General features: G+C 74.8%; 22 protein-coding genes. 11 read left to right on the top strand and 11 right to left on the bottom strand.

The genetic code is table 11. The features are described 5' to 3' along the window. The first annotated feature begins 110 nt into the window (after positions 1 to 110). Positions 111 to 1,154 carry a hypothetical protein gene (locus ABZ854_RS06800; protein ID WP_361205381.1) on the top strand — a complete coding sequence of 348 codons (1,044 nt, stop codon included), beginning with the start codon at positions 111 to 113 and terminating at the stop codon, positions 1,152 to 1,154. Between the two features lie 18 nt (positions 1,155 to 1,172). Here ABZ854_RS06800 and ABZ854_RS06795 read toward each other — a convergent pair whose 3' ends face one another. After that, on the bottom strand, positions 1,173 to 2,438 hold the full coding sequence (locus ABZ854_RS06795) for an NAD(P)-binding domain-containing protein (RefSeq protein ID WP_361205378.1): 1,266 nt from the start codon (positions 2,436 to 2,438) through the stop codon (positions 1,173 to 1,175). Positions 2,439 to 2,585: 147 nt separating this feature from the next. Between ABZ854_RS06795 and ABZ854_RS06790 the strand changes: the two genes are divergently transcribed. Beyond that, entirely contained in the window at positions 2,586 to 3,881 is a 1,296-nt protein-coding gene (locus ABZ854_RS06790) for a glycosyl hydrolase (RefSeq protein ID WP_361205375.1), read from the top strand. 185 nt (positions 3,882 to 4,066) lie between these two features. On the opposite strand, the gene ABZ854_RS06785 is transcribed toward ABZ854_RS06790, so the two are convergent. The 9 genes from ABZ854_RS06785 to ABZ854_RS06745 form a co-directional block, all read right to left on the bottom strand. Then, positions 4,067 to 5,128, bottom strand: coding sequence for a GNAT family N-acetyltransferase (locus ABZ854_RS06785; RefSeq protein ID WP_361205726.1), 1,062 nt, complete (start codon positions 5,126 to 5,128; stop codon positions 4,067 to 4,069). Between the two features lie 104 nt (positions 5,129 to 5,232). Then, on the bottom strand, positions 5,233 to 5,880 hold the full coding sequence (locus tag ABZ854_RS06780) for a lipopolysaccharide biosynthesis protein (RefSeq protein ID WP_361205372.1): 648 nt from the start codon (positions 5,878 to 5,880) through the stop codon (positions 5,233 to 5,235). Next, positions 5,877 to 7,280: a glycosyltransferase gene (locus tag ABZ854_RS06775; protein ID WP_361205370.1), complete on the bottom strand. Its 1,404-nt coding sequence runs from the start codon at positions 7,278 to 7,280 to the stop codon at positions 5,877 to 5,879. The genes ABZ854_RS06780 and ABZ854_RS06775 overlap by 4 nt, the downstream gene beginning before the upstream one ends. After that, a complete protein-coding gene (locus ABZ854_RS06770) occupies positions 7,277 to 8,047 on the bottom strand; it encodes a polysaccharide deacetylase family protein (protein ID WP_361205367.1) in 771 nt (256 codons plus the stop codon). Before ABZ854_RS06770 ends, ABZ854_RS06775 begins: the two co-directional genes overlap by 4 nt. Beyond that, a complete protein-coding gene (locus ABZ854_RS06765) occupies positions 8,031 to 9,641 on the bottom strand; it encodes a lipid II flippase MurJ (RefSeq protein ID WP_361205723.1) in 1,611 nt (536 codons plus the stop codon). Before ABZ854_RS06765 ends, ABZ854_RS06770 begins: the two co-directional genes overlap by 17 nt. Before the next feature lie 302 nt (positions 9,642 to 9,943). Next, a complete protein-coding gene (locus ABZ854_RS06760) occupies positions 9,944 to 11,320 on the bottom strand; it encodes an O-antigen ligase family protein (protein ID WP_361205364.1) in 1,377 nt (458 codons plus the stop codon). A 3-nt stretch (positions 11,321 to 11,323) separates the two neighbouring features. Continuing rightward, the gene (locus tag ABZ854_RS06755) at positions 11,324 to 12,766 is read right to left on the bottom strand and encodes a sugar transferase (protein ID WP_361205361.1); all 1,443 of its coding nucleotides are present in this window, start codon (positions 12,764 to 12,766) and stop codon (positions 11,324 to 11,326) included. After that, positions 12,763 to 13,929, bottom strand: coding sequence for a glycosyltransferase (locus ABZ854_RS06750; protein WP_361205358.1), 1,167 nt, complete (start codon positions 13,927 to 13,929; stop codon positions 12,763 to 12,765). Before ABZ854_RS06750 ends, ABZ854_RS06755 begins: the two co-directional genes overlap by 4 nt. 52 nt (positions 13,930 to 13,981) lie before the next feature. After that, the gene (locus tag ABZ854_RS06745; RefSeq protein ID WP_361205355.1) at positions 13,982 to 14,503 is read right to left on the bottom strand and encodes a hypothetical protein; all 522 of its coding nucleotides are present in this window, start codon (positions 14,501 to 14,503) and stop codon (positions 13,982 to 13,984) included. 214 nt (positions 14,504 to 14,717) lie between these two features. Between ABZ854_RS06745 and chpG the strand changes: the two genes are divergently transcribed. From chpG to ABZ854_RS06705, 8 genes are all read left to right on the top strand, one after another. Next, positions 14,718 to 14,957 carry a chaplin ChpG gene (gene chpG / locus ABZ854_RS06740; protein WP_361205352.1) on the top strand — a complete coding sequence of 80 codons (240 nt, stop codon included), beginning with the start codon at positions 14,718 to 14,720 and terminating at the stop codon, positions 14,955 to 14,957. A gap of 183 nt (positions 14,958 to 15,140) precedes the next feature. Then, positions 15,141 to 15,962: a hypothetical protein gene (locus tag ABZ854_RS06735; protein ID WP_361205349.1), complete on the top strand. Its 822-nt coding sequence runs from the start codon at positions 15,141 to 15,143 to the stop codon at positions 15,960 to 15,962. Between the two features lie 122 nt (positions 15,963 to 16,084). After that, positions 16,085 to 16,375 carry a hypothetical protein gene (locus ABZ854_RS06730; RefSeq protein ID WP_129309113.1) on the top strand — a complete coding sequence of 97 codons (291 nt, stop codon included), beginning with the start codon at positions 16,085 to 16,087 and terminating at the stop codon, positions 16,373 to 16,375. 154 nt (positions 16,376 to 16,529) lie between these two features. Further along, on the top strand, positions 16,530 to 17,021 hold the full coding sequence (locus ABZ854_RS06725; protein WP_361205345.1) for a DUF5949 family protein: 492 nt from the start codon (positions 16,530 to 16,532) through the stop codon (positions 17,019 to 17,021). Beyond that, on the top strand, positions 17,021 to 17,605 hold the full coding sequence (locus ABZ854_RS06720; protein WP_361205342.1) for a vitamin K epoxide reductase family protein: 585 nt from the start codon (positions 17,021 to 17,023) through the stop codon (positions 17,603 to 17,605). Before ABZ854_RS06725 ends, ABZ854_RS06720 begins: the two co-directional genes overlap by 1 nt. A 190-nt stretch (positions 17,606 to 17,795) precedes the next feature. Beyond that, positions 17,796 to 18,314 (top strand): hypothetical protein, encoded by a 519-nt coding sequence (locus tag ABZ854_RS06715; protein WP_361205339.1) that lies wholly within the window; start codon positions 17,796 to 17,798, stop codon positions 18,312 to 18,314. 97 nt (positions 18,315 to 18,411) lie between these two features. Continuing rightward, on the top strand, positions 18,412 to 18,912 hold the full coding sequence (locus ABZ854_RS06710) for a tyrosinase family oxidase copper chaperone (protein WP_361205336.1): 501 nt from the start codon (positions 18,412 to 18,414) through the stop codon (positions 18,910 to 18,912). Next, positions 18,896 to 19,762 (top strand): tyrosinase family protein, encoded by an 867-nt coding sequence (locus tag ABZ854_RS06705; protein ID WP_361205333.1) that lies wholly within the window; start codon positions 18,896 to 18,898, stop codon positions 19,760 to 19,762. The genes ABZ854_RS06710 and ABZ854_RS06705 overlap by 17 nt, the downstream gene beginning before the upstream one ends. Before the next feature lie 80 nt (positions 19,763 to 19,842). Here ABZ854_RS06705 and ABZ854_RS06700 read toward each other — a convergent pair whose 3' ends face one another. Then, the gene (locus tag ABZ854_RS06700) at positions 19,843 to 20,151 is read right to left on the bottom strand and encodes a chaplin (RefSeq protein WP_361205330.1); all 309 of its coding nucleotides are present in this window, start codon (positions 20,149 to 20,151) and stop codon (positions 19,843 to 19,845) included. 491 nt (positions 20,152 to 20,642) lie between these two features. Here ABZ854_RS06700 and ABZ854_RS06695 point away from each other — a divergent pair, with 491 nt between their 5' ends. Further along, the gene (locus tag ABZ854_RS06695) at positions 20,643 to 23,054 is read left to right on the top strand and encodes a SpoIIE family protein phosphatase (protein ID WP_361205328.1); all 2,412 of its coding nucleotides are present in this window, start codon (positions 20,643 to 20,645) and stop codon (positions 23,052 to 23,054) included. The last annotated feature ends 14 nt before the right edge of the window (positions 23,055 to 23,068 follow it).

Here is a 23,068-nt window from a genome sequence, read left to right as displayed (position 1 = left end):
ACGCGGCTGTACCACCAGCCCACCGGCTGACGGCCGGCCCTGGACCGACGATCCCCCCGATCCCGTGTTCCAGGGCCGGCCTTTCCACTTCTCCGAGCAGGAAGACAACGATGCGACAGACCCTCAGAAGGGGCATGGTCGCGGCCGCCGCTGCCGCGACCGGTGTGCTGTCCCTGTACGCCAACCCCGCGCTCGCCGACTCGGACGCGCACAGGGCCGCCCAGGCGCCGGCCGCCGCCGTGTCCGGCACCGCCGCCCAGGCCCCTGCCCCGGCCGTCGCGCCGGCGAACACCGGCACCAACTCCGCCGCCGCCAACACCGCGCCGAACCCGGCCAGCGGCAACTCCGCCGCAGACCGGCCCGGTTCGGCGGAGAATGGCACCGGCCGCGCCCCCGACCGGCGGGAGCCTGTCGCGGACAACGCCCAGGGTGGTGACAATGCGCAGGGTGGTGACAACGCGCAGAGCGGCGACCGTGCGCAGAGTGGTGGCGACCTGGCGCAGGGCGGCGACCGCGGCACCACTGCCGATCGGGCGCAGGGTGAGCGGCCCGAGACCACGGGCGGCCGCGCCCAGGGTGACGGGCGGGTGAACGGTGGCGACCGCGCCCCGGCCGGTGAGCCTGAGAACGGCGGCTACCACGCACCCGCGGGCCCGCGTGACAACGGTGGCGACCGCGCGCACCATGACCGACTCGGTGGCCCCGTTCGCTCCGCCGACGAGTCGGAACACGGCGACCACCACGAAACCGGCGCCCAGACGCCGCCTTCGCGTGGCGCCACTGACACACCGCCTCCCTACGGCGGCGAGGAGACGACCCCGCCCCCGTACGGCGGCGAGGAGTCCACACCGCCGCCCCCCTATGGCGGTGAGGTGACCACCCCGCCCCCGTACGGAGGTGAGGAGACCAGCCCGCCCCCGTACGGCGGTGAGGAGACGCCCCCGCCCCCCTACGGCGGCGAGGAGACCCCGCCTCCCTACGGCGGTGAAGAGACCACCCCGCCGCCCGGTGGGGGCGAGCACACCCGGCCGCCGAGCATGGCGCACACCGGTGGGCAGGGGCCGGCCATGCTGGCGACCACGGCGGTGAGCGCCGCGCTGATCGCCGGCGGCGTGATGCTGTTCCGCCGGGGCCGGCGGGCCACCCGTCACTAGCCGGTCCACGCCGCACACTCAGCCCTCCACCGCGTGCGGGACGTCCCGCGCCGCACGCGTCCGGGCCGGTGGGACGGGCCATCCCGCCGGCCCCGTATGGAGGCGACGGCGTACTCCTCGAACCAGGGTGGCCGCCGTGAACGCGGCGCCCTGGACCGAGCGCATCGCCGGGCCGAAGCCGGCGCACGTGACGGGACCGGCCAGGAACAGGCCGGGGTAGGACGACTCGAAGTCGGGGCCGGCCTCGGGCGCGCCGTCGGCCGCCGTGGCCAGCAGTGCGCGCAGGCCGGGGGAGAGCGGCCCTAGCCGGTCCCGGGTGACGCGGAAGCCGGTCGCGGCGATGACGTGCCCGGTGTCCAGGACGCGTACGCCCCCGTTCCGGGACGCCGTCTTCAGGCGCAGGCCGCCCGGAACCTCGTACGCGGCGAGGACGTCGTGGCCGAGCAGCACCTCCACCCGCCGCTCCACCCGCTCGCGAAGCCACCAGGCGCCACTCGGCCCGGAGGTGGTGGCCGCGAGACGGGAGCGGGCCCCTTCGGGCAGGCGCCGGTAGAGACCGGGATGCTCCGCGTGGAACCGGTTCAGCCAGCCGGGGCCCAGTGCGCTGTGCGGGGAGCGGGCCGCGCGCCACCAGGGGCGTTCCAGAGGCGCGGGCACATCGTCCCAGCGCAAGCGGCCGGCCCGCGCCAGCAGCCGTACCCGGGTGCCCTGTTCGGCGAGGAGCGCGGCCGTCTCCAGGGCCGACTGACCGGCGCCGACCACCGTGACGTCCTGGCCGCGGAAGCAGCCGAGGCGGGCATGATCACCGCTGTGCGAGACCAGCGCGGGCGGCAGGCCCTTCAGCGCCGCCGGGATCTGAGCGAACGGCAGCACGCCCACGGCCAGCGCGACCGTCCGCGCGGCCCGTGACCGCCCGTCCTCGGTGACGACCTCGAAGCCGCCCGCGCGGGGCGACACCCGGGTCACGGTCCGCTCGTCGAGCACCGGTACCGCGTTCCGGGCGAACCACGTGCCGTACTCGGCGAACACCTCCAGCGGGAGCGGCTCGCCGTGCCGGGCGGTGAGGCCCCGGAACGCGCAGAACACGTCGAGCCGCCAACGGCTCTCCGGGTCGGACAGGTTGGACGCCCAGGGCTCCGACGTCAGGAACATGCCCGGGGGCATGTGGTCGCGCCAGGTCGCCATGGGGCGCCCGTAGACACGGGCGTTCAGCCCGGCAGCTGCCGCATGCGACGCGATGGACAGGCCGTACGGGCCGGCCCCCACCACCAGCAGGTCGTCCATCAGCGACTGCTCGCTCTCTTCACTCGCGCGGGCCCTCGGGGGACCCGAAAGCGGCAACCGCGCTGGCGGAATTCATATTGATATGACTGAGTGTCAGTAGCCGGTATGAACCGGAATGTCGAAAGGTGAGTGGAGAAGGGAGCGGGAATGGCGACACGACAGCGCGGGGCCCGGTCCGGGCGGTCGGCGGTGGTGGTCGCGGCGGTCGTCGCGACGGCCGCGCTGGCGATCGGCCCCGGATTCGCCGTGAGCGCGGAGCCGGCCACCGGCCCCGCTCCCACGCCGACACCGACACCGGCGGCCCAGGCCGCCCCGGTACCGGCCGCGACGCCGTCGGGCGCGGCGGCCACGACGACCCAGGCTCCCACGACTCAGGCCCCCGCCGAGAAGGCACTCCCGCCCTTCGGCGCCTTCCTCGACTCCGGTCCGCTCGGCGTGACCCGGATGGTCCAGCTGAGCCACTGGCTGGGTGGCACCGAGCTGAAGGTCGCGCACACCTATCTGCCCGGCAATCGCTGGCGCGACATCGAGGGAGCGCCCGGCTTCCTGGACGTCTGGGCGCACTGGCGGCGCGAGAAGGCCGACCGGATGCTGGTGCTCAACGTGCCCATGCAGGAACGCAACGAGGACGACGTCCCCGACGACCAGGTCCGCATGCTGCTTGGGCAGGGCGCCGCCGGGGACTTCGACCAGCACTTCCGCACCCTGGCCCAGCGGCTGGTGGACCTGAAGGTGCCGGACACGGTGATCGTGCTCGGCTGGGAGATGAACGGCACCACGTACACCCATCGCTGCGGACCGGACCCTGAGGCGTGGAAGACGTACTGGAGGCGGATCGTCACCACGATGCGTTCGGTGCCGGGACAGAAGTTCCGGTTCGACTTCGCGCCGAGCCGGGGCCGGGACGCCGTCCCCTGGACCGACTGCTACCCCGGTGACGACACGGTCGACATCATCGGCATGGATTCCTACGACCAGCCGACGGGGCTGTCGTTCGACGAACAGGTGAAAGAGCCGTACGGCCTCCAGCGGCAGGTGGACTTCGCGAAGGCCCACGGAAAACCCATCTCCTATCCGGAATGGGGGCTCTTCCGCAACGGTGACAACGCCGAGTACATGCGGCGCATGCTCGCCTGGATGGACGCGCACAAGCCGGTCTACAACACGCTGACCGACTACTGCCCGCACGGCGTCTGGACCTGCGCGCAGAACCCCAGGTCGTCCCAGGTCTACCGGTCCGCCCTCTACGGCCGCACCGAACTGCCCGTCACGGTCACGCCCGTTCCGACGCCGACACCCAAGCCGGCGCCGGCCACCCCGACCCCGACACCCACCCCGAAGCCCCCGGCGAACTGCACGCCGATGGACCTCGGCGACTGGGTCGAGTACTGGCTCGGCGGCAAGCTCTGCTTCCGCGTCGACTGGTGGTCCCACGACGACTAGGACCTGTCCGGCGGATCTTCGTGGGCCCGCGACGCCTGGCACGCCCTCTCGCCGCACGCTCGAATCACCCAAGTACGTCCAGTACGAGGGCGATCCGGGCGCACGCCGAGAGCACGCACCAGACGCCGCGGGCTGCTCCACGAAGATCCGCCGGACAGGCCCTGGTGCGCCTGCTCCTCGGGGCGCTAGTCCTGACGGCGTTCGCGCCACCGGTGCAGCACCTCCTTGCCCCGTTGCCGGGCGGCCGCTTCGCACCGCGCGGCCGACAGCAGCGGGGCGGTGCGCCGCCGGGCCAGCAACAGCCGCCGGCTCACGACCGGTTCGGGGCGCCAGTGGTGCTTGTACGGCTCGTCGCCGCGCAGCAGGCTCAGCACCCGGGGCGGGCCGCCGCCGGTCTGCGCCGCGTTCTCGGCGCACGCGTCCAGCAGCATCACGGCCACGTCCGCCCTGCGCTCCCGGAGCCCGGGGTGGGCGCCGTACAGATAGCCGCCCGCCAGGCTCCGGGACAGCAGGGTCAGGTCGACGGCCACCACCTCGTCGCCGATCAGGAACTCGGTGACGACCGCGTTCCCGGCGCGGACCATCGGTCCGACCGCACGGACCAGGTGCTCCTGGAACCGGGGCCGCAGGTGCTCGGTCGTCACCTTCCGGTCCGCCCACTGCAGCCGGTGCAGTTCCAGCAGCCGCCGCAGGGCCGCCTCCACCTCCTCGGGCCCGGCCACCCTCCGCTCGACGCTCAGCGCCTCCAGCTTGCGCAGCTTGGCCCGCACCCGCTGGGCCTTGTTCGACGGCAGCCGGGCGACCAGGTCGGCCATGGACACGGCGGGCAGTTCCAGGCACAGCGAGTCCGGCAGGGTGTGGCGGGGGCCGTGCCAGGTGTCGTAGACCCGTTCGACCGCGGCGCCCGGCCGCACCTCGCGGAAGTCGATCAGCGCCGTGCGCGCCGCCTCCGCGAGGGCCCCGGTGAGCGCGGCGAGCGCCGGGCCGCCGCGGCCGGCGTCGCGGTCGTCGACGAGGACGTCCCCGAAGTCGGAGATGGCCCCGCCGAGTGGCACCAGGGCGGGCAGCGGACGCCGGACCAGCATCAGGGGCGCGGCGGCGAGCAGTTCACCGCCGGAGCGGACCAGCAGCAGCCGCAGCCGGCCCGGCCTGCCGTACGACAGCCACCACGAGTGCAGCCAGGAGTGGCTCTGGAACGGGGTCGCGGCGGCACACCGCCCGTACAGACGGGCCCACTGCGGAGCCAGCGCGGCGAATTCGGTCTCGTCAGTGACGAGTTCGGTGACGAGTTCGGTGGTGCGGGGCGGCGCGGGCGGCGCGAGGTGCGAAGGGCGCGCCGGGTGGGTGGCCGTCACAGCTGACCGTGGCTGTCGGCGGCGATGGCCGGGCCGGGCACGGAGGCGGCCCGCACCGGCTCCTCCTCGGGCCGCCGGGGCCGGACCAGCAGCACCAGGCCGCCGAGCAGCCCGCCCGCGCTCGCCCCGACGAGCCCCGTCACCGTGGGCGAGGCCGAGGCCGGCTCGGTCGGCTTCACCGCGCGGGAGAACTGCAGGAGTTCGACGTGGGTGTCGGCCTTGGTGTCGTTGGCGTGCTCGGTGAGCGCCCGGGCGACCGCGTTGGCCATGGCGGCGGCCTGCGAGGGGTGGGCGGAGGTGGCGGTGACGGAGACCATCGGCGCGTCCGGCGAGGTCGCGGTGCGCACGCTTTCGCGCAGCGTGGCGACCGGTACCCCGGCCCGCACCTGTGCGTCGTCGAGCACCGCGAGCTGGGTGGCGACCCGGCCGTACGCCTGCGCGAAGCCGAGCGCGGTGGCCGTGTCGGACTTCTCGGTGGGTACGACGACGACATAGCTGGTGGCCGTGTACGCCGGGGGCTTGAGCACCCCGTACCCGCCGCCGAGCAGCCCGCCCGCGAGGACGCCGGCCGCGACCAGCGACCAGGGAGGCAGCGCGCGGAGACGGGCGAAACGGGTGCTGTGGTGGTGCTTGTTGTCGGTCATGACGGACTGACTCCCTCGGAGGATCGGGACGAAGGGACCGGGCGGGCGAGCGCCGTCGCGTAGACGTCCATGAGCCGGGCGGCGCTGGTGGCGATGCTGTAGTGGCGGGCCGCCTCGGGCACGGCGCGCGGGCCCGGACCGGCGGCCCGGACGGCGGCGAGTGCGCGGGCGTAGGCGTCGGCCCCGCCCCGCACCCGTACGGCGTGCGGGGTGGCCGCGGGCGGCAGATCCTCGATGGCGGGGCAGCACGCGTACCGCACCGGCAGCCCCGCCGCGAGCCCTTCGACCACCGCCAGCCCGAAGGCCTCCTCCGCGGAGGGCGAGGCGAGGACGTCCATGGCGGAGGTCAGCGCGGGCAGATCGAGGTGGGGGGCGAAGGAGGGGGCGTGCGGGGCGGGGGAGCCGGTGGGCTGCTCCGGGGCGCCGGGTGCGAGGGGTTCGGGGGCCCGGCCGGGTGTGGCGTCGGCACGGCCGCGCGTGGTGGCGGCTCGGTCGCGCAGGGCGCCGAGCCGGTCCGGGTGGTCCGGGCCCGGGGAAGTCCCGGCGCCCTCGATGCCGCCGGCGCAGCCGTTGCCGACGACGGCTCCCTGGGCACCCTCAGGTCCGGCGTCCGCCGGGGCCGCCTCCGTGAAGTAGGGGCGCTCGCCCGCGAACAGCACGCGGTCGGTGACGCCCGCCTCGCGTGCGATGCGGCGCAGGGCGGGCTCCTCGGGGCCCCCGCCGACCAGCAGCAGGTAGCTGTCGTAGGGGAGTTGGGCGAGAGCGCGGATCAGGACGTCGAAGCGTTTGCCGGGGGCGAGGCGGCCGATGCCGCCGATGACGAAGGCGTCGTCGGGCAGCCCGAGGGCGGCACGGGCGCGCCGCCTGCGCCCGGGGTCGTGCCGGAACCGGTCCAGGTCGATGCCGTTGGGCACCACCTCGATGCGCGGTGCGGGCACGCCCCAGCGGCCGAGGCGGGCGGCGACCGTGGGTGAGACGGCGACCGTGGCCCGGCCCAGCCGCTCACCGGCCAGGTACAGCGCCCGCACCCCGGCGGTGAGCGGCCGGCCCTCCATCTGCGAGTCGCCGAGGGAGTGTTCGGTGGCGACGACCGCCCGGACCCCGGCGATCCGGGCGGCGATCCTGCCGTACAGGCAGGCCCGGTAGAGGTGGGTGTGCACGAGGTCGTAGCGGCCCCGCCGGATGATCCGGACCAGGCGGGGCAGCGCGGCCAGGTCCCGGTTGCCGGCCATGCCGAGGTGTGTCACCCGTACCCCGTCGGCGGCGAGCCCGTCCGCCACCGGCCCCGGGTTGGTCAGCGTCACCACGTCACAGTCGACCGGCAAGTGCCGCAGCAGCAGCCGTAGTTGCTGCTCGGCACCGCCGATGCCCAGCCCGGTGATGATGTGCAGCGCCTTCACCGCAGCCCCTCGACTGGACGTCGGCGCAACCGGTGGAGCCGGTACTTCAGGAACAGGCGCAGGGTGGTGTCGCTCTGCCCGACGTGCACCCGGGGCAGGGCGTACGGGCCGGTCAGCGGGCCGGGGTCGATGGCGCAGGCGTACCGGTAGCCGGCCGCCCGTACGGCGGTCATCGCGCGCGGGTCGAGGGTGCCGTAGGGATAGCAGAAGCCCGTCACCGGGGCACCCGTCAACTCGGTGAGCAGCGCCCGGCTCTCGGCTGTCTCGGCCTTGAGGGTGGCCTCGTCGGCGCGGGTGAGGTCGACGTGGGTGAGGCCGTGCGACCCGATCTCCACGCCCGCCTCCGCGACCCGGCGGACACCGTCAGCGCTGAGCAGCGGCTTGCGCGGGCCCAGCGGGTCCCAGGCGTTGGCACCGCCGAGCCGGCCGGGCAGCACGAACAGGGTCGCGGTGCACTGCCAACGGGACAGCAGAGGCAGGGCGTTGCCGAGGAAGTCGGCGTAGCCGTCGTCGAAGGTGAGCCCCACCAGTCCGCGTCCCTCGCCCCGGCCCCGGGCGGCGAGCAGTTCGGCCACCGACACGCCCCTGAGGCCCCGCGTCCGCAGCCACCGCAACTGCCGCTCCAGCCGGCCGGGCGTGACCGTGATGCGGTACGGGTCTTCGGTGCGGTCGCCCACCGAGTGGTACATGGCGATCCACGGGGCGGGGCCGGGCCGCGTCAGGGGCGCGGAGCCGGCGCACGAGGCGGACTCAACGGAGGACGGCATGGGCGAGCCTTCGGGTGCGGGTGCGGACGAATCGGAGTGCGGGAGCGAAGCCGTGGGCGCCCAGCGCCAGGCCGAGGAGGACGAACACGACGGTCACGGTGGCGGTCCCGGCGGCCAGGCCCGCGAGGGGTGCCGTGAACCGGCCCGCCACGAACGCCCCGGCGAGGCCGGCCACGGCGGCGGCCCGCAGCGGCCGGCTCAGCTCGCGCAGCACGCCCCGGACCCGGACCGGCACGCTGCGCGGGCCCATGCCGGCCAGCAGCAGACCGGCGGTGACGGTGATGCCGGCGGCGTTGGCGGCGGCGACCCCGGTGACCCCCCAGGGGCCGATCGTCCAGGCGCCGATCCAGGAGGTCACGATGATGCCGACGGTCATCGCGCCGACCGGGTACCAGGTGGCGCGGCCGGCCGAGAAGTAGGAGCGGACCAGCACGCCCGTCAGGGTCTGGCCCAGCAGACCGAGGGCGTACACCCGCATGACCCCGGCCGTCGCCGCGGTGTCCCGTGCGGTGAACTCACCCCGCTGGAAGAGGAGTTCGACGAGCTGCGGGGCGCAGGCCACGACCGCCGCCGTGCCGAGCAGCACCAGGCAGGAGGCCAGCGCCAGGTCGCGCTCCACCCGGCCGCGGGCCCGCTCGGTGTCGCCGTCGGCCAGCGCGCGGGCCACCACCGGGAAGGTGACGGTGCACAGCATCATCGACAGCGTCATCGGGATCTGGGCGATCTTCTGGGCGTAGTTGAGGTGCGAGATGGCCCCGGAGGGCAGGTGGGAGGCGAGGAACCGCTCGATGAGCACCTGCGACTGCCGGCACAGCGCGAACAGCAGCACGGTCGCGAGCAGGCTGACGTTCACGGGCCGTGTCCCGGCGCCGCCGGCAGCCATCCCTTCGGCGCCCTTGCGCCGCAACTGCCGTACGAGCGACGGCAGCTGTACGGCGACCATCAGCACACCCCCCGCCGCCACTCCGAACGCCGCCGAGCGCACGCCCCAGTGGCCGCGGAGGGTGAACATCGCGGTGACGATGCCGACGTTGTAGGCGACGTAGATCGCGGCCGGCGCCAGGAAGCGGCGGTGGGCGCGCAGGGCCGCGCTGCAGAAGCCGGCGAGGCCGAAGCTGAGGACGCAGGTCGCGGTGAGCCGGGTGCAGTCGACCGCGAGGCCCGGGTCGGGCAGGCCCGGCGCCAGCACCTCGACCACCTGCCGGGCGCAGACGGCGAGCAGCGCGCCCACCGCGGCGAAGGCGAGCGCGAGGCGGGGCAGGATGCCGGCCACCAGGGAACGCACGGGGTCGCCGGGTGCGCCCTGGGCCCGCCGGGCCAGCGCCCCGCTGAACGCGGGGATCAGCGCGAACGCCAGCCCGTCCTCGATCAGCAGCGTCGCCGCGAACTCCGGCACGGTCCAGGCCACCAGGAACGCGTCGGTGTCCTCCCCGGCCCCGAACAACCGGGCCAGCGACTGGTCCCGCACCAGCCCCAGCACCGCCCCCGCGACCGACAACGCGGCCGTGACAAGCGTCGCCCTGGCGAGGAAACCCCGGGTGAGCGGCTCGTGTTCGGGCCCGGCCGATTCCGGTGGCGCGGGGGCCGGGGGCAGCGACGGCACCGCGGGGGCGGCGAGAGGCGGCCGGGCGGGCGTGGGCGCGACGAGCCCGCCGGCGGACGCCGGCCCGGACGCACACACGGTCGTGTGACCGGGCGCCGCATCCCGCGGACCGGTCCGCGTGTCTCCGGTCGGACCCGTCAGCGCGTCCCCCCGCGGACCGGGCAGCGCCTCTCCGGGCGGCGGGGTCGGTTCGGTGCGGGCCGGTGTGGCCGCCCCTTCCGTGCCGGTGCCGGAAACCGGTCCGGGACGGGGTTCGGGGACTGGGTCGCGTTGGTTCCGGGAGGGCCTCACCTTCATCGGGCCACGGCCTTCCCGGGGCCGGGGCCGGCGACGGGGACGGGGGCGGTGTCCGGGCCGGGCGGGTCGGCGTGGGTGCCGCCGATCAGGGACCACCAGGCGATCAGGCCGAAGCAGACCGCGGTGAGGACGGTGGAGGGGCCGCCGATGTCGGCGTAGACGAAGTCGATCAGCTGCCAGGTGAGCAGGCCGCAGGCCGCCAGCGCGCAGTCCAGGGCGGGGACGCGGGACCGCCGCGTGCGCCACAGGCCGCGCAGCGCGCACACCAGGAGGGCCAGCCAGGAGCCCCCGAGGCAGAGGAGGCCGATCAGTCCCTGCTCGCTGAGGACCAGCAGGTACATGTTGTGCGGGGAGAGCAGCGGCTGCTTGCGGAAGGCCGCGCCCGCGCCCCCCGTGTCGCTGCCGGAGGACAGCGCGAGCGAGGCGTGCCCGTCCCGGTACTCGGGGAAGCCCTTGAGGCCCACCCCGGTGAGCGGGTGCTGCCGCCACATGTCGGTCGCCGCCGCCCACATGGTGTACCGGTCGGTGACGGACTGGTCGGGCGCGTCGGTGACCTGGGTGATGCTGTCGATCCGCTCCTGCAGCATCGCCGTGCCCACCCCGAGGCCGCCCACCAGCAGCACCCCGGCCGCGACGACGGCCGCCCCGATCTTCAGCGCCCGCCGTACCCCGGCCAGCACCAGCTGGACGGCGAGGGTCGCGGCGGTGGCGATCCAGGCGCCCCGGCTGAAGGACAGGGCCAGCGGCAGCAGCAGCGCGACCGCGCAGACCGCAGCGATCGTCCGTTCCCGCACCGGGGTACGGCCCAGCGCCAGGCCGACCGCGCACACCAGGCCGAACGACACGACGGTCGCCATGCCCATCACGTCCTGCGCGCCGAACGTGCCGACCGCCCGGATGTCCTCGCCCTGGTAGGAGGCGCCGGTGCCGGTGAGGTACTGGTGCACGCCGACCGCCCCCTCCCAGCCGGCGAGCGCGACGAACGCCCAGGCCAGCAGCCGGAAGTCGCGCCGGTCGCGGATGAGGAGCACGACGGCGGCGGGCACGAGGACGAAGATCTGCAGATAGCGGCCCAGGCCGTTGATCCCGGCCCCCGGCGAGACCGCGTCCATGGCGGCGAGCGCGAGTCCGGCCACCGGGAGGCCCAGCACGACGGCGGCGGTCCGGGTCAGCGGACGCCGCCGCGCCCGCAGCAGCCGTACGACGGTGAAGGCGACCACCAGCGCGGACAGCGCGTCGGCGGGACCCGCGCCGCCCTCGCCGGCGGGCGCGACGGGCAGCGCCGGCAGCACGAGCACGGCCACCGCCGCCAGGACGGGGGAGAGGCGCGGGGGGAGGCGCAGGGGCGGTGACGGGGGCGGGACGAGGCTCATCGGTCAGCTCCCCGTCGAGCGCACGAGCGCGGTCGCGGTGCGCAGCAGGATGCAGACGTCCTGCCAGAGGGACCAGTTGTCGATGTAGGCATTGTCGAACCGCGCCCGGTCCTCGATCGAGGTGTCCCCGCGCAGCCCGTGGATCTGGGCGAGCCCGGTGATGCCGGTCCGCATCCGGTGGCGGGCCGCGTATCCCGGGTAGGCCTGACTGAACTGGCCGACGAAGTAGGGCCGTTCGGGGCGCGGGCCGACCAGGCTCATGTCACCCGACAGGACGTTCCACAGCTGCGGCAGCTCGTCCAGCGACGTCGTGCGCAGGAACCGGCAGAAGCGGCCCATCCGGTGCTCGCCCGCCACGCTCCACCGGGTCGCCGACTCGTGCTCGTCGACCGGGCGGTGCGTGCGGAACTTCAGCAGCGTGAAGGGGCGCCCGCCCCTGCCGATGCGCTCCTGCCGGAACACCACCCCGGGGCCGTCGATGATCCGCAGGGCCGCCGCGCAGACCAGCAGCACCGGGCTGACCAGCATCAGCAGCGTCCCGGACACCAGGACGTCCAGTAGCCGCTTCCCTGCGCTGCCGTACCGCCGGGCGCCCAGGTCGACGCGGCGCACCGAGAACCCGGCGAGCTGGTGGTGCGTCTCGTACGCCGGGCACTCCGGGTCGACCTCCCACAGCGTGCACCCCGACTCGGCGAGCGCCCGCAGCAGCGGCGCCCTCTCGCTCCGCACGGCCGGGTCCACGGTGAGCACCACGCGCACCCCGTTCTGGATGAGCGCCCGCTCCACCTCCTCGCCGCTGGTGAGCACGGGCAGCCCGAGGTCGTCCAGGCTGGTGGGGTGCTCGGCGACGACCCCGACCGGCCGTACCCCGCAGCGCGGGTGCCGCAGCAGGGCGGCGCCGACCCGCTGCGCGGTCGCGGCCGGGCCGATGACCAGGGCGGTGCGCGGCCGGCGCAGCAGCGCGAGGCGGCGCCGCCAGTGCAGCACGCCCCGACCGGCCGAGGCCGCCACGGCGTGCAGGGTCCAGCCGAGCAGCAGGGTCCGGGCGGACAGCGCGCGCCCGGGGTCGTAGGCGCCGAGCAGGGCGGCCACGGCCAGCCAGACGACCGCGATCCGGCCGCAGACGGACGGCAGTTCGTCGAGCACGCCGGACACCGGCCGCGCGCCGCGCGGGCGCAGCAGCAGCACCCCGGCCACCAGGACGGCGGCCGGCAGCGGGTGGCGTACGGCGGTGTCGGCCGCCGCGGCGCCGGCCAGGGCGGCCGCCGCGGCCAGCAGGTCGGCGGCGAGCAGCGGCAGTGGTGAGGCGGGCCGCGCGGGCGGGCGCCGCAGGGGGAGCCGGAAGCCGCGGGCGGGGCGGGTCGGCATGACCGAGACGGGCGAGAGTCCGTGGTCCCAGGGGTGGGCGCCGGGCGTGCCGGGGGAGGGGATGCTTTCCGCAGTCACGAGTGGATGGACTCCCTGCGCTCGGTGGGCACGGACGGCCGGGCGCCGAGGAGTTCGCGGTAGAGGTCCGCGACCCGCTGGGCGGTGTGCCGCACGTCGTGCGTGGACAGGACGTGCCGGCGGCCCTGGCCGGCGAGCGAGGCGCGCAGCGCCGCGTCGGGCAGCAGCCCGGTGACGGCCGCGGTCAGCGCCGCCGGATCGCCGGGCGGGACCAGGCAGCGCGTGGCGAGGGCGGACGGCAGGCTCTCCCGGGCGCCGTCGACGTCGGTGAGGACGACGGGCCGCTCGCAGGCCAGCGCCTCCAGCGGGGCGAGGGCCATGCCCTCCCACCGCGAGGGCAGCACCACCAGATCGGCCGCCCGGTACCAGGGCACGGTGTTGGCGACGGCCCCCGCGAACAGCACGGAGGGGTGGGCGTGGGCGCGCAGCGCGTCGTGGTCCGGGCCGTCGCCGACCAGCACCAGCCGGGCGTCCGGCACGTCGGCGAGCACCCGCGGCCAGGCCCGCAGCAGCACGTCCTGGCCCTTCTGCCGGCACAGCCGGCCGACGCAGACGACGAGCGGGGCGGCCGGGTCGAGGTCCGGCAGCAGCACGGACCGGACGGGGGCGGCGGCCGCGGGGGAGAAGCGTTCGGGGTCGATGCCGTTGGGGATCACGGCGTAGGAGGCGCGCACCCCGGCGCAGACACCGGTCGCGCGCTCCGCCTCGCTGACGCACACCACCCGGTCGGCCCAGCGCGCCCCCCACCGTTCCCAGCGCAGGGCGAGCGCCGCGGTGGCTCCGCCGACCGCCTCGAACGACCAGGCGTGCGGCTGGAACACGGTCGGGATACGCCCGCGTACGGCGAGCCGGGCGGCGAGTCCCGCCTTCGCGCTGTGGGCGTGCACCAGTTCGGGCCGTACGTCCTCGATCAGCCGGCCCAGCCGCCGGACCTCGCCCGGCAGGCCCGGCCCCGGTGACCGGCCGGCCCGCCACAGGCGTACCTCGGCGCCCCGGTCCCGCAGGTCCGCGGCCAGGTCGCCCCCGGGGCAGGCCGCCGTGACCCGGAATCCGGCCGCGAGCTGGGCCTCCGTCAGGTCCAGGACGACCCGGGCGACACCGCCGTCGACCGGTTGTGCGAGGTGCAGGACCCGTGGCCGGGGGTCGGGTGCTGACTGGTGCATTCGCGGATTACCTCGCTCACGGGGCGCACGGGACGGCGGTCGGGACGCGCTGCTACCGGGCGTCCCCGGCGGCGAAGAGCGCGCCGGCCCACGCCGCGTCCCGGTGGGAAACGAGCCGTGGGCCCGGCTGGTCACCACCGGTCCGCGGGGCCGACTGGAGATCGAACACGTCACACGTGCGGCGGAGGCGGCCGTCGCGGGCCGTGGGCGCGGGACCGGACGGGTGAACGCGGGCCGTGCGCCGGTGGCCGACCCGTCCGGCGTAGTACGGCATCCGCCGTACGGGTGCCGGGGCCGGTGCGATGATCGGGGGGCCGGGTACGCCGTCCGGCGTAGCGGTGGCGGCGCTCAGGGGGACGGGAACCGGCGGGAGGGCGAACGGGGCGTCCGTCAGGGCGCGTTCGCCGTCGTACGACACCGGGGCGCGCCCGGGGGTGGTCCGGGAGCCGGTACGAGCGCCGGTCCGCGTGCCGTTACGGGCGCCGTTCCGGGCGCGGGAGTGAAGCGCGGGGCGGGCCGGGGCGGGGTCGGTGCGCGTCGTCCTGCGGGGAAGCGGACCAGGGGGAGTGCGCATGACCGGGCTGCCCTTTCGCACGGGGCTGGAGAGGTCGGCAACTCTAGTGGCTATATGGACCAATCCGGAGAAACCGGGCAAGTGTGTCGGATCGGTGAAGAGGTCGATTCACGGTTCACCCCGTTGGCGGCACAACCCCGGAGCGCTCCACGCGTTGACACAGCGCCGGGCACCCCGCCCGGATGTTTGTGTCGATCCCAAGGAGCACCTCTCCATGTCGCGTATCGCGAAGGGCCTGGTCCTGACCTCCGCCGCTGTCGCGGCCGTCGCCGGCGCCGCCGGCGTCGCCGCCGCCGACGCCGGCGCGAGCGGCGCCGCCGCCCACTCGCCGGGCGTGCTGTCGGGCAACGTCGTTCAGGTCCCGGTCCACGTTCCGGTCAACGTCTGCGGCAACACCGTCGACGTCATCGGTCTGCTGAACCCGGCGTTCGGCAACACCTGCGTCAACGACTGACGTCGGGACGCGCCCCTTCCACCGGCCGCCCGTCCGCGCCACTGCTGCGGACGGGCGGCCGGTCGCATGCGAGGGCCTGTCCGGCCCAGGCCCTCCCCCCGGATGGATCACGCCGATTGCGGTCGACCGCTGGTGATCCCACGGTGGGCTCAGGTCCCCTGTGCTCATCGAAAGGAACACCCCATGCGTGGTCTGCCCGCGCGGCGTCTCGCGTCCAGCGCCCTCAGCGCCGCCCTCCTGGTCGGCATCACCGGCCCTGCCGCCCTCGCCGCCGACTCGGCCCGGGAGCGCGACCATGCCGTATCCCGCGCGCCCGCTCACGGCGCGGACGCGCTGCTCGCCCAGGTCAGAGCCCATCTCGCCGCACAGCTGGGCCAGGCCAAGGTCCGGGCCGCGGTGCTCCGGGCGAAGGCGGCGGCCACCGCGAGGGCCCGCGGCACGGCCGTGACCAAGGCGGGACCACTGGACGACCTGGACACCTTCCTCGACCAACTCGGCACCAAGGTCGACAACCTGGTCGCCCAGGCCCTGAAGAACGGTGACCTGAGCGACGCCCAGACGCAGGCGTTCGTCGACGACCTGAACGCCGCCATCGGCAAGATCACCGCGTCGATCCCGGACGCCACCGACTCGACGGACGCGACGGACACGGCGGGCGCCACGGGCAACACGACGTCCACGGCCTCCGGCACCGCGACCCTGACCGTGCCCGGCAAGAACGGCGACAGCCGCACCGCGCGCACCCCCCGCGACACCGGCTCCGACCTCCTCGGCTCGCTCCAGGACGCGCTGAACAACCTGCTCGGCGCGCTCACCTCCGGCGATCTCGGCGGGCTGCCGTCCGCGGTCACCGGCCTGATCGGCGGCGTCGTCGGCCTGCTCACCTCGGCCCTCGGTTCGCTGACCGGCGGACTCCTCGGCGGCCTGACCAGCAGTCTGCCGTCCACGCTGCCCGCCACCGCCCCCACCACCCTGCCCTCCCTGCCGGCGCTGCCGACGGGGTGACGCGAGGACCTCAGGGATTTCATATGTCTTGTCGGCAGTGGGGTTTCCCGCCCGCCCGGAACTCGTTGGGCACGGCGTCAGAACGCCCTGCGGTGACGTGAGTTGCCGAAGAAAGGAACACGATGAAGTCCCTGAAGGCCGCCGCTGTCGTTGCCGGATCCGTGGCCCTCGCCGGCGTCGCCGCGCCCGCGTTCGCCCAGAGCGCCACCGATGTGACGCCCACCAGCCTGAACGGCGCCGTCAACCGGATCACCGAGGGCCCCCTCACCGTGCACGACGTGATGCCGCTGCAGCACCAGTCGGACGCCCTGGACACCGAGAACAAGGGTTCCGTGCTCAACACGGTCAAGGGCGCCACCACCGCGCTCAACCAGCACAACCCGCTGCTCGGCGGCCTGCCCCTGCAGAGCTGACGACGCCTCACCCACCGGGCCGGTACCGCACCCGCGGCACCGGCTCCGGTGTTTGCGGGGTGCGTCGCCCGATCGTGTGGAGCCGCGCCGGGCGCTGGTCCACACGGGTGAGAAGCCGCCGGGGCCGGACGGCCGCCGTCGATAGGGTCGCGCGGTGACCTCAACCCCCACCGAGAAGCGCCCCGCCGAAGCCGGCACGCTCGTCGTGCTGGCCTGGAGCGGCGAGGCCCCCGACGGATCCGACATGCCGTACCTGCTGGCCTACTCCCTCGGGGACGCCGAGGGCGGCCCGGAGGCGACCTCCGCCGCCGTACGGCAGCTGCTCGACCGCAACGGCCTGCCCGTCGGCGGCGACCTGGTCGACGGCACCGGCAAGCCCGGCCTGCCCGTCTCCCTGCTCGTCGAGGCCGGCCAGGCCGTCCTCAACATGCCGCAGCTCGTCGCCCAGTGCGACGCCCCGCCGGAGTGGCTCGCCGCCGTCAAGGAACGCGGCTACGCCTACCTGGTTTTCACCACCCGCGCCTGGCCCGAGGGCGAGCCCGGCAAGCCCGTGGAGCCCGCCGCGCTCGCCGCGTTCGCCGACGCCGAGGAGACCCTGACCGCCGCCGCGCACGTCGTCCTGCCGGCCCGCAGCCTGCGCGGCTGATGACCGGGACCCCGGCCGGCGGCAGACGGCTCGGCCCGCTGCTGGTGCTCTCGGGGGCGGCCGGGCTGCTCGCCTCCTGGGTCATCACCCTGGACGAGTTCAAGCTGCTGAAGAACCCGCGCTTCGTCCCCGGCTGCAGCCTCAACCCGGTGGTGTCCTGCGGCAGCGTCATGAAGAGCGACCAGGCCTCGGTGTTCGGGTTCCCCAACCCGATGCTGGGCCTGGTCGCCTACGGCATCGTCGTCTGCGTCGGCATGAGCCTGCTCGCCGGTGCCCGCTTCCCCGGCTGGTACTGGCTGCTGTTCTGGGCCGGCTGCCTGTTCGGGATCGGGTTCGTCTCCTGGCTGCAGTTCGAGTCGCTGTACCGGATCAACGCGCTGTGCCTGTGGTGCTGCCTGGCCTGGGCCGCGACCATCCTGATCTTCTGGTACGTCACCTCCGCCGTCGTACGCCACGGCTTCCTGCCCGCGCCCGACTGGCTGCGGACCTTCTTCGCCGAGTTCACCTGGGTGCTCGTGCTGCTGCACGCCGGAGTCGTCGGCATGCTCGTGCTCACCCGCTGGTGGGACTTCTGGACGAGCTGACGATGACGAAAGCCGAAGAGGTGACGAGAGGAAGAGGTGACGAGGTGAAGAGTGACGAGCCGATGAGTGACGAGACGACTGTTGCTGCACTCGGGGGAATTGTGAACTGAAGCCGAATTCCGGCTCGTTACGCGGTACGGACGTCGAACCCAGCATCCTGCCCAGCATCCCGAAAGGCACCGTACCTGACATGAAGTCGACCACCCGAGGAACCCTTGCCGCCGTCGTCACGGGCATCGCGGCCGCCGTGGGCGCCACGGCCACGCCCGCCGCCGCCGCGGTGCCCACGGTCCCCGTTCCGGTACCGCTGGACGGTGTCTCGAAGTCCCTCCACACGGAGGTGCCCCAACTGGGCCTGGAGATGCCGCTGATCATCCCCGGCGCGCCGGAGGGCCCCCGCTACGTCCAGGGCCGGCTCCTGCCCGAGCAGGTGCTGCCGCAGGTGCCCCTCAACGGCGCGCTGCCCGGCGCGAACCTGCGCACCCCGCTGCCGCACCTCGTCGGCCAGGGCTTCGACCACCTCAGCCTCGACGCCCCCGCCTCCGCGCTGCGCGCCGTCAGCCCCGGCCTGGCCGCGGACGCCCCGCTGACCCCGCCCGACCCCGACAACGCCGGCCTCCCCGCCCTCAAGATGCCCGACCTCGGTGTCATCGCCCCCGTCCTGCAGACGGTCCCGGGCGCCGACCTGGGCCTGGGCCCGGGACTGTAGCGGGACGACCACCCACCGGATGGCCGTCCCCCGGTGACCCCGGCGCCCTTGATCCGGTTAGCGCTGGTGACAGCTGAACCCGGACGAGGAGTGAGCGATGGTCGTCGGTGTCGGTGGCGTGCCGGTGGGTGCCCAGCAACGGGGCGGAGCCAGGGCGGGGAAGCCCTCGCGCAGAGACGCGGCACGGGGGCTGTTCGCCTCGCTCGCCGCCCTGGCGCTGGCCCCGGTCGTCGCCGCCTCCCGCCCCGCACCCCCACCGGGCGGCCTCCCCGGCGGCTCCTTCGAGGAGACGTACCGGGGCCGCCGCATCCGGGGCGTGCCCGTCCCGGTGGCGGGAGGGCCGGCGGCGGGAGGGCCGGCGGCGGACGCCGACTGGCAGGTCACCGTCGACGACCGCCCCCTGCACCTGATGCGGCGCGCCGACGGCAGCTGGCTGAGCATGATCGACCACTACAGCTCGTACCCCACCCCGCTGGCGGCGACCCGCGCGGCCGTCGACGAACTGCGCGGCCGGCGGCTGCGCGACCTCGCGCCCGGCCCGATGGGCGGAGCGCCGGGCCGCATGCACATGGGGGGTGACCATGGCGTACGTGCGTAAGAACGTCCGCAACCTCACCGGCGGCGAACGCCGGCGCTTCGTCAACGCGCTGCTGGAGCTCAAGAAGCGCGGGCAGTACGACGAGTTCGTGCGGACGCACATCGACTACTACACCGCCGACGGCGAGACCGGCCTGCGCGCCGCCCACATGGCGCCCTCCTTCCTGCCCTGGCACCGCAAGTTCCTGCTCGACCTGGAGCAGGCCCTGCGCAGGGTCGACGACTCGGTGACCGTGCCGTACTGGGACTGGACCCGGGACCGCACGACGACCTCCGTGCCCTGGACGAACGACCTGCTCGGCGGCAACGGGCGGCGCTCGGACCGGCAGGTGATGAGCGGCCCGTTCGCCTACTCGGCCGGCCACTGGCCCATCAAGGTGGGCCTCACCGACGGCAAGTTCCTCACCCGGGACCTGGGCCGCGCCGCCGCCCCCCTCCAACTGCCCACCCGGCGCGAACTGCAAAAGGCGCTCGACCAGAGCGCCTACGACGTCTCGCCCTGGGACTCCACCGTCACCCGGGGCTTCCGCAACACGCTGGAGGGCTGGGGGACCGGCCACGGCAGCGTCTCGTGGCGCAACCACAACCTCGTGCACCGCTGGGTGGGCGGCGCCATGGTGAGCGGCGCCTCCGTCAACGACCCCGCGTTCTGGCTGCACCACGCCTTCATCGACCTGCAGTGGCAGCGCTGGCAGCACGCGCACCGTGAGCACCGCTACCTGCCGGCCGAACCGCCCGGCGTCCACGACAAGCAGCACGGACGGGTCGTCGCCCGGCACGAGAAACTCCCGCCGTGGAACATCACCCCGGACGAACTGGAGGACCTGAGCCGGATCTACCGCTACGCGTGAACCGTCCGTCCCGGGCGACGCGAGAGCCCCGGCACCTGAAGGTGCCGGGGCTCTGCTGCGCGCCTGTCCGTACGACAGGGTCAGTTGCCGTAGCCGCCGGGGGCGCCGGGGGTACCGGGGGTGCCGGGCATGCCGCCCTCGTCGTCGCCGCTGACGTTGGCGCAGACGTTGCCGAACGCCGGGTTCAGCGCACCGATGACGTCCACGGTGTTCCCGCAGACGTTGACCGGGACGTGCACCGGAACCTGGACCAGGTTGCCGGACGCGACACCGGGCGAGCCGGCGGCCAGGCCGTGGGCGCCCGCGTCGGCCATCGCCAGACCGGCCCCGCTGATCACCACGGCACCGGTGCCGAGAGCAACGGCGGTTGCCTTCGCGATGCGAGACATCACGTTCTCCTTCAGTAGCTGGAAAGCGCGGGGGCGAATCCAGCCACCGCACTTCCCCTTCAACGGCTCCGAGCGGGCGTGGTCACGGGTGATCAGCCGCGCATCACCCTTTCAACGGGCCGGGGTGTCCCCCGTGCGGCGGGCACGGACCGGTGATTCGCCGCCGTGCCGGGGCCAGGCGGGGCGGAATCGACGAGGCCCCGCTTGCCGGGGCCACCGGGCTGGCCGGGGCGGACTCGACGGGGTCGGGATCGTTGGAGGTCACCGGGCCGGCCGGGCGGACTCCACGCGCTTGCTGGGGTCGGGCTCGTTGCAGGTCGCGGGGCCGGCCGGGGTGGAATCGCCGGACGCGCCGGGACCGTCGGAGGCCGTCGGGCTCCGCGTGCCCGGTGGCTCGGTATGGCGCATCCTGGGCAGGTGGAGCTGAATCGGGTGCGGTCCCGCTCGCGCGCTTTTGGACGCGTGTGCCTCATCGGGCGAGGGGGCGCGATGTGACGCGGCCCGCGGACGCCGGCCGGGGGGCGACGGCCTTCGACGGTGTGCCGGCGGCGCTCGTCGACGGGCGCGGCAGGATCGTCTGGTGGTCACGCTCCGCGGCGGAACTCCTGGGCTGGCCCGAGGCCGAGATCACCGGAACCCCCGCCCGTGACCTCCTGGCACCACCGGGAACCCGCGCCCCCGCCCCGGCCCCGGCGCCGTACCACCACCCCCGTACGCGCCGGCTGCGGCACCGTTCCGGTGAGCTGGTCGAGGCCGACGTACGCGTCGAGCGGGGGCCCGAAGGGGGCAGCGCGTTCCTCGTCGCCGTACCGCCGGACTCACCGGCCCCCCTCGACGAGGACTCCGCCCTGGCGCGTGCCCTGCTCGACCAGGAGCACATGGGCGCCGCGTTCCTCGACACCGGACTGCGCACGGTCCGTACCAACGGCACCTTCGAGGCCCTGTGGCCCGCCGGGACCGACTGGCTGGAGGAGCTGCGGGACGCCAGCGGGGGCGCGAGCGCCCGCTACCTCGTCCGCCGCGCCCTGGCCGGCGGCGCCCCGGTCGTCGGCGCCGAGTACCGGATCGGCCCGCCGGACTCCGAGCGGATGGTGTCCCTCACCTGCCTGCGCATCACCGACGCCAGGGGCAGGCCCTCGGGCGTCGTGGTCGTCGCCACAGAGCTCACCGAGCAGTACCGCGCCCACCGCCGGCTCAGCCTGGCCTACGAGGGCGCCGTCGGCATCGGGGGCGCCCTCGACGTCGTGCACTGCGCCCGAGACCTGGCGTCCCTGCTGGTGCCCGCCCTCGGCGACTACGCCTCCGTGGACCTCAGGAAGGACGTCCTGGAGGGCTGGGAGCCGCTGGCCGGGTACCAGGGACCGCAGGCGGACCAGTTGCGCAGGGTCGCCGTACGGGCCGCCGACGGCGAGTGGCCGGGCGCGATGGTCCAGGTCGGCGAGTTCCTGCCGGAGATCCCGGACCGCCCGGAGTTCCAGGGGGTCGCCGTCGGCGAGGAGGTCGTCGTCTCCGATGCCGCGACCACCCGCCGGCTGCTCGGCGACGACCCGCACCTGCTCGCCAAGTTGATGCCGGACGGCATGCGCTCCTCCCTCGGCTGCCCGGTCTACCGGCGCGGCCGCATCCTCGGATACGTCCTGGTCTACCGCACGACCGACCCGGAGCCCTTCGACGCGGGCGACACCCAGCTGCTGAAGGACCTGTGCGCGCGCACCGCCCTGGCCATCGACCACGCGCTGCGCTTCACCCGGGAACACCACACCGCCGTCGTCCTCCAGCGCAGCCTGCTGCCGCCGTCGGCCGGCGAGAGCGCGGCCGCCGAGACCGACGGCACCTACCTGCCGGCGAGCGGCACGGCGAGCGTCGGCGGCGACTGGTTCGACACCTTCCCCATGTCCTCGCTGCGCCTCGCCCTGGTCGTGGGAGACGTGATCGGCCACGGGCTGCGGGCCACGGCCACCATGGCCCGCCTGCGGACCGCCGTGCAGACCCTCGCCGACCTCGACCTCGCCCCCGACGAACTCCTCACCCACCTCGACGACCTGGTCATCCGCATCGGCGCCGAGGCCGAGGAACCCGACACCGTGGGCGCCTCCTGCCTCTTCCTCGTCTACGACCCCGTCAGCAGGGTCTGCCAGATGGCGTCCGCCGGACACCCCGCGCCCGCCATCGTCCGGCCCGGCCACGACGCCGAGTTCGCCGACCTGGTGCCGGGCCCGCCCCTCGGCGTCGGCGACAACCCCTTCGAGGTGTGCAGCGTCACCCTGCCGCCCGGCAGCGTGCTCGCCCTCTACACCGACGGACTGGTCGGCCGGGGACTGGCCGAGGGCCCGGAACGGCTGAGACGGAGCCTCGGGACCCTGTGCGCCGACGGCCTCGGCCTCAAGGAGATCGGCACCCGGATCATCGAGCACCAGCCGCCCGCCCGCGAGTCCGACGACGACATCACCCTCCTCCTCGCCCGCACCCGCGCCGTACCCGACGAGGACACCGCCCAATGGCGGTACACCGCCGACCCGGCGGCCGTGCACGACGCCCGCGACGACATCCGCGCCCAACTCGGCGCCTGGGGGCTCGAAGAGCACGTGTTCGCCACCGAACTCATCGTCAGCGAACTCGTCACCAACGCCATCCGCTACGCCGGCGAGCCCGTCACCCTCCGGCTGATCCGCGAGCGCGTCCTCGTCTGCGAGGTGTCCGACCCCAGCAACACCCAGCCCCGGCTGCGCCGCGCCAAAAGCACCGACGAGGGCGGGCGCGGCCTCTTCCTGGTCGCCCAGATCGCCGACCGCTGGGGCAGCCGCTACGGCGTCCACGGCAAGACCATCTGGACCGAGCAGGCCCTCGGCGCGGGCCTCGGGCAGCGCCGTCGACCCACCGGCACCGCCCGGAAAATGCCGTGAGATCTCCGGGCCCG

It is taken from the genome of Streptomyces sp. NPDC047028 (genome assembly GCF_040644095.1).
Taxonomy (GTDB): domain Bacteria; phylum Actinomycetota; class Actinomycetes; order Streptomycetales; family Streptomycetaceae; genus Streptomyces.
This window is presented reverse-complemented; position numbering and strand designations above follow the sequence as displayed.

Coding starts and splice junctions, on each gene's coding strand:
- ABZ854_RS06800 (WP_361205381.1), top strand. CDS start 111: ATGCGACAGACCCTCAGAAGGGGCATGGTCGCGGCCGCCGCTGCCGCG.
- ABZ854_RS06795 (WP_361205378.1), bottom strand. CDS start 2,438: ATGGACGACCTGCTGGTGGTGGGGGCCGGCCCGTACGGCCTGTCCATC.
- ABZ854_RS06790 (WP_361205375.1), top strand. CDS start 2,586: ATGGCGACACGACAGCGCGGGGCCCGGTCCGGGCGGTCGGCGGTGGTG.
- ABZ854_RS06780 (WP_361205372.1), bottom strand. CDS start 5,880: ATGACCGACAACAAGCACCACCACAGCACCCGTTTCGCCCGTCTCCGC.
- ABZ854_RS06770 (WP_361205367.1), bottom strand. CDS start 8,047: ATGCCGTCCTCCGTTGAGTCCGCCTCGTGCGCCGGCTCCGCGCCCCTG.
- ABZ854_RS06760 (WP_361205364.1), bottom strand. CDS start 11,320: ATGAGCCTCGTCCCGCCCCCGTCACCGCCCCTGCGCCTCCCCCCGCGC.
- ABZ854_RS06750 (WP_361205358.1), bottom strand. CDS start 13,929: ATGCACCAGTCAGCACCCGACCCCCGGCCACGGGTCCTGCACCTCGCA.
- ABZ854_RS06745 (WP_361205355.1), bottom strand. CDS start 14,503: ATGCGCACTCCCCCTGGTCCGCTTCCCCGCAGGACGACGCGCACCGAC.
- chpG (WP_361205352.1), top strand. CDS start 14,718: ATGTCGCGTATCGCGAAGGGCCTGGTCCTGACCTCCGCCGCTGTCGCG.
- ABZ854_RS06735 (WP_361205349.1), top strand. CDS start 15,141: ATGCGTGGTCTGCCCGCGCGGCGTCTCGCGTCCAGCGCCCTCAGCGCC.
- ABZ854_RS06730 (WP_129309113.1), top strand. CDS start 16,085: ATGAAGTCCCTGAAGGCCGCCGCTGTCGTTGCCGGATCCGTGGCCCTC.
- ABZ854_RS06720 (WP_361205342.1), top strand. CDS start 17,021: ATGACCGGGACCCCGGCCGGCGGCAGACGGCTCGGCCCGCTGCTGGTG.
- ABZ854_RS06715 (WP_361205339.1), top strand. CDS start 17,796: ATGAAGTCGACCACCCGAGGAACCCTTGCCGCCGTCGTCACGGGCATC.
- ABZ854_RS06710 (WP_361205336.1), top strand. CDS start 18,412: ATGGTCGTCGGTGTCGGTGGCGTGCCGGTGGGTGCCCAGCAACGGGGC.
- ABZ854_RS06705 (WP_361205333.1), top strand. CDS start 18,896: ATGGCGTACGTGCGTAAGAACGTCCGCAACCTCACCGGCGGCGAACGC.
- ABZ854_RS06700 (WP_361205330.1), bottom strand. CDS start 20,151: ATGTCTCGCATCGCGAAGGCAACCGCCGTTGCTCTCGGCACCGGTGCC.